The organism is Frankia sp. CcWB2 (assembly GCF_977927585.1).
The window spans coordinates 1-5,811 of record NZ_CDWRCM010000244.1; the positions used below are offsets into that span (position 1 = coordinate 1).

The following is a 5,811-nucleotide window of genomic DNA, read 5'->3' on the forward strand; positions in this document are numbered from 1 at the left end:
GGGCGGGCGGCTCGGGCAGCGCCGCCCGGTCCAGCTTGCCGTTGACCGTGCGGGGCAGCCGGTCCAGCGCGACGAACGCCTGCGGGAGCAGGTACGCCGGCAGCACGCGGGCCGCGTGGGCCCGGGCCGACGCGACCGGGTCCGGGCCGCTCCCCGGCCCGGGTACCAGGTAGGCGACGAGCTGGAGCGCGGGCGGGGCGTCCGGGCGGAAGACGACCGCCGCCGTCCCGACGCCGGGCGCCGCCTCCAGCGCCCGTTCGATCTCGCCGGGCTCGACCCGGAACCCGCGCAGTTTGATCTGATCGTCCGCGCGCCCGAGGAAGGCGAGCGAGCCGTCGGGCCGGCGGCGGGCGAGGTCGCCGGTGCGGTACATCCGCGCGCCGGGCGCCCCGAACGGGTCGGCCACGAACGGGTCGGCCACGAACCGGCCGGCCGTCAGGCCGGGGCGGCCCAGGTAGCCCCGGGCCAGCCCGGGACCGGACAGGTACAGCTCGCCGGCCACCCCGTCCGGGACCGGCGCCAGAGCGGCGTCCAGCAAGTAGGCCCGGGTGTTGGCGACAGGCGCGGCCCAGCCCGGGTCCGGGCCGGTGCCGGCCGGCGCCGGCCCAGCGCCGGCGCTGTGCCAGCCGTAGGCGTCGACCGAGTACTCGGTCGGCCCGTACAGGTCGTGGGCCACCATCCCGGGGATGGAGCACAGCCGCTCCCACAGTGGCGGCGGGGTGGCCTCGCCGCCGACCAGCAGCACGCCCGGCCGGTGGCTCGTCGTGCCGGGGGACCCCGGCCGGAGGAACCCCTGGCTCATCAGCTCCTGGAGGTAGGTCGGGGTCAGGTCGAGCACGTCGATCCGGGCCCGCTCGATGTAGTCGACGAGGGCGGCCGCGTCCCGCGCGGTGAGCTCGTCGACGACATGCACCTCGTGTCCGGCCAGCAGCCACAGCAACGGCTCCCACGAGCCGTCGAAGCTGAACGAGGCCGCGTGCAGTACCCGCTGAGCGTCCCGGTCCGGGCCGGCGGCGTGCTCGGCCGGCGCGATGAGGTCGACCACGTGGGAGACGAACAAGTTGACCAGGCCCCGGTGGGTGCCGACGACCGCCTTGGGGACACCCGTGGACCCCGAGGTGTAGATCACGCTGGCCGCGCCGGCCGGGTCCGGCCGGGCAGCGGCTGGACCGGCTGGACTGTAAAGGGCGGGGGCGTCGAGGGCGGGGGCGTCGAGCGATAGGACAGGAGCGGCGACGGCCGGCAGCCGGTCGGCCAAGGCCCGGGTGGTGAGGACGACGCTCGGTGCCGCGTCGGCCAGCAGGAACGCCAGCCGCTCCGCCGGCTGCTCGACGTCGATCGGCAGGTAGCTCGCGCCCGCCGCCAACACACCGAAGATCGCCGGGACCGTCAGCGCGCGGGGCAGCGCGAGCGCCACCACCGCCTCCGGAGGGGTGCCCAGCCGGGAAAGCCGGCCCGCGATCCGGCCGACCTGGGTCGCCAGCTCGGCGAACGTCGTCCGGCTCTCGGCGGTGACCAGCGCGACCCGGTCGGGATGGGCGGCCACGGCCCGGGTGAGCAGGTCCGGCACGGTCGTCCCGGCGCCGCCGGGACCGGCGGCGTCACCGGGGTCACCGGGGTCACCGGGCAGCGCCCGCTCCGGGCCGGCGGCGCAGCGCAGGGCGGCCGCCCGCTCCTCCTCGTCGGCGATCTCCAGCCGGCTGACCGGTCTGTCGGGGTCACGGACGATCTCGGCCAGCAGGCGGAGCAGCCGGTCGGCCAGCCGGGCGCCGCCGGCCGGCTCGATGACATCGGTGGCGAAGTCGACCAGCACGGTGATCTCGTTGCGGACGGCCCGGTCGACGAACGTCACGTCCAGGTCGAACTTGGCCGTCCCGGCCTCGGGGTTGATCCAGGTCACCGGCCCGCCGAGCAGCTCCCGGCCGTCGTCGGCCAGGTGATGGTAGCCGGCCATCACCTGGAACAGCGGGTTGATCCCCGGTGTCCGGCGCGGGTTGACCGCCGCGACCACGTCCTCGAACGGGAGGTCCTGGTGGTCGAAGGCGGCCAGGTCGGTCCGGCGGGCCCGGCCCAGCAGATCCCGGAAGGTCGGGTCGCCGGTCAGGTCGGACCGGATCACCAGCGTGTTGACGAAGAAGCCGACGAGCGGGTCGAGCGCGGCGTCGGCCCGGCCGGAGACGGGTACGCCGATCGGGATGTCGTCGCCGGAGCCCAGCCGGTGCAACAGGGTCGCGATGGCCGCGTGGGCGAGCATCGACATGCTCGTCCCGGTCGCCGCGCACAGCGCCCGCAGCCCGATCGCGACCGGGCCGCGCAGGACCCGGGCAGCCCGCCCCGACGCGCCGTCGCGTACGGCCGGGCGCGGCCGGTCCAGCGGCAGCGGGATCTCCTCCGGCAGGCCCCGCAGGGCGGCCAGCCAGAAGTCGAGCTGCCGGGCGGCCAGGCTGCCGTCGACGCCCGGATCGCCGAGCAGGTCGCGTTGCCAGAGCGTGTAGTCGGCGTACTGGACCGGCAACGGCGCCCAGTCCGGCGCGCGCCCGGCCCGCCGGGCGGCGTAGGCCGCGTCCAGGTCGAGCAGGAACGGCCGGTCAGACCACTCGTCGGTCGCGATGTGGTGCAGGACGACGACCAGCACGTCGTCGTCCGGGCCGCGCAGCACGGTCAGCCGTAGCGGCGCCTCGGCGGCCAGGTCGAACGGCTGGGCCGCCGCCCGGGTGATCCGGCCGGTCACCTCGTCGGGGCCGCACTCGACGACGTCGATGGCGGGGGTCGCGGCGACCGGGTCGAGGATCCGCTGGTAGGGCTGGCCGTCGACCGCGGCGACGACCGTGCGCAGGGCCTCGTGCCGGCCGAGGAGGTCGGTGACGGCGGCGCGCAGCGCGTCGACGTCGAGGCGGGCGCCGGTCCGGAACGCGAGCGGGTAGTTGTAGGCGTCGCTCCCGCCGGCCAGCGCCTCGACGAGCCACAGGCGACGCTGCGCCGGCGAGAGCGGGATCCGCTCGGGCCGCTCCCCCGCGACCAGCGGCGGGCGCCCGGTCTCGGCCCGGCCCGCTGCCTTCGCCGCCAGCGCCACCACCGTCGGTGCCTCGAACAGGTCACGGATGGCCAGATCGACCTCGAGCGCGACCCGGGCCCGGCTGACCACCCGGGTCGCGAGCAGGGAGTGGCCGCCCAGGGCGAAGAAGTCGTCCTCCACCCCGACCTCGGGCAGGCCGAGGACGTCGGCGAACAGCTCGGCCAGGGTGCGCTCCAGCGCCGTGGCCGGCGGCCGGCCGGAGCTCGCCGCCGCCACCGGCTCGGCTGGTGGCAGGGCGGCGACGTCGAGCTTGCCGTTGGCGTTGCGGGGGATGGCCGGCAGCGGCACGAACGCCGACGGGACCAGGTAGTCCGGCAGGGCGGCGGCCAGGTCGGAGCGCAGGCGGGCGACAAGCGCGCCGGCGGCGCGGGCGGCTGTCGGGTCGTTCGTGCGCGCCGTGGCCGGGCCGGGCCGGGCGGCCGGGTCGGCCGCCGGCCGGGTGACCGGGAGGGCGGGGCGGCCCGAGCCGCGCACGAAGACGGCGTCGAGCCGGCCGGGGTCGCCGGGTCGCGGCGCGAGGGCCGCCTCGTAGCCCAGGGCATCGGCCAGCGCGTATACATCGTGGGGGTCGACGGCGGCCGCCTCGCCGGCCTCAGCGCAAAGCCCAGCCTCAGTGCAAAGCCCGGCCGCGGCGAGTTCGGCGGCGATCCGGGCGTCCGGGATCGCGGTCAGACGGACCCGCTCCGGCAGGCGGCCCCGGAGCAGCGCGCCGAGTGCCTCCACGCTGTCCACGTCGACGTCCCAGGCCAGAACGTCCCAGGCCGGGGTGAGCGGCTCCACCGCCCGGGCGCCGTCGACCGGGGCGGGTCGGCGCAGCACCACGTCGTAGCGGTGCCGGGTCAGCTCGTCGCGGTGGCGCCCCCGCTTGACCCGGACCGACACCTCGAGATCGGCCTGGGCCGCCAGGTCCAGGAAGAACGCCGGCGAGACCACCAGCTCCTTCTCCAGCAGGAGGCGCCGGTCGACGGCGGCCGCGAGCCGAGCCGGGTCGGGCCCGGGCCGCGGGCCGGGGCGGGCCAGCTCGACCGCGCTGTGGAAGGCGCGCAACCGGCCCAGGTCCCGGACGTCGCCGACGAACAGCGAGCCGCCCGGGGCCAGCAGGTCGAGCGCGCCCCGCAGCACCGAGGCCAGGTAGCCGGCGCTCGGGAAGTACTGGATCACCGAGTTGACGACGACCGTGTCGAAGAAGCCGGTGGGCAGCCCATCGGTCAGGTGGGCCGCTTGGTGGCGCAGCTCGACCCGCCCGAAGCGGTCCGGGTCGGTGGCCAGCTCGGCCCGCAGCTTCGCGATGACGGGGGCGGCGAAGTCCGTGCCCCAGTACGCCTTGCACTCGGGCGCGAGCGGGCCGAGCAGCAGGCCGGTGCCGACGCCGATCTCCAGCACCCGCCGGGGCGCGAGTGCCCGGATGCGGTCGAGGGTGGCCGCCCGCCACTCCCGCATGTGCTCGAACGGGATCGGCTGCCCGTCGTAGCTGGAATCCCAGCCGGCGAAGTCCTCGACGAGCGCGGCGGTCGGGATCCGCTCGTACTCGTCGCTGTAGATCTGACGCCACTCGCCGACCTGGTCGGCCTCGATCGCGGCCGCCTCGGCGGGCGAGGGCTCGGCCGGCACGACGTAGGCGACGAGGCGCTTCGCGCCCGGCGTCGCCGGGTCGGCCGCCGCGATCACGGCGGACTGGCTGACCGCCTCGTGGCCGTCGAGGGCGGCGGTGACCTCGCCGAGCTCGATCCGGTGGCCGCGGATCTTCACCTGGTCGTCGGTGCGGCCGAGGAAGTCGAGGTTGCCGTCGGGGCGGCGGGCCACCAGATCGCCGGTGCGGTACATCCGCCCGCCCGGCCGGACCGGGTCGGCCACGAAGCGGGCCGCGGTCAGGCCGGGCTGGTCGAGGTAGCCCCGAGCCAGGCCGTCGCCAGCTATGTACAGCTCGCCGGCGACGCCGTCCGGGGCCGGGCGCAGCCAGCGGTCGAGCACGTAGACGGAGGTGTTGCGGATCGGCCGCCCGACGGTCGGCGTCGGGCTGTCGGCCGTCGCGGCCCCGAGGGTGTTGATCGTGTACTCGGTCGGCCCGTACAGGTTGTAGCCGGCCGTCCCGTCGGTGGTCCGCAGCCGGGTCCAGACGGAGCCGGGCACGGCTTCCCCGCCCAGCATGACCAGGGCCGGCCGGTGCCCGTCCGCGGGGTCGCCGCCGGTGGCCGGCCCGGCCTCGCTGGCCGAGCCGGTCCGCTCCAGCAGGCCGGCTTCGAACAGGTGGGCCGCGTAGGTCGGGGCGACGTTGACGACGTCGATCCGGTGGCGGTCGCAGTAGGCGACCAGCCCCTCGGCGTCCCGGCGCAGGTTCTCGTCACAGATGTGCACCTCGTGGCCCTCGACGAGCCAGAGCAGCTCCTCCCACGACATGTCGAAGGCGAAGGAGACGGTGTGCGCGATCCGCAGGCGCCGCCCGCCGGCCGCCGCCACCGTCGGGGTGAAGATCTCGTCCCGGTGGTTGAGCCACATATTCGTCAGCCCGCGGTAGGGCGTGACGACGCCCTTGGGCCGGCCGGTCGAACCGGACGTGTAGATGACGTAGGCCGGGTGGTCGAGCCGGTCCGCGCGGTCGCGGGCGAAGGCGCCGAGCTCCGCGCCCGTCAGCGGGCCGGCCGGGGTGGCGGCCAGCTCGGCGGCGACGGCCCGCTCGTCCAACGCGAGCCAGCTCGGGCCGCCAGACGCGCCGGCGGCGTCCGACGGGCTGGGGG

Annotated in this window: 1 protein-coding gene; it reads right to left on the bottom strand. The window is 76.5% G+C overall.

Annotated features, from left to right (window positions below; genetic code table 11):
• Nucleotides 1-5,811, bottom strand: a 5,811-nt coding sequence (locus ACY45C_RS19440; protein WP_462189003.1) for a non-ribosomal peptide synthetase, incomplete at both ends; no start/stop codon positions are given.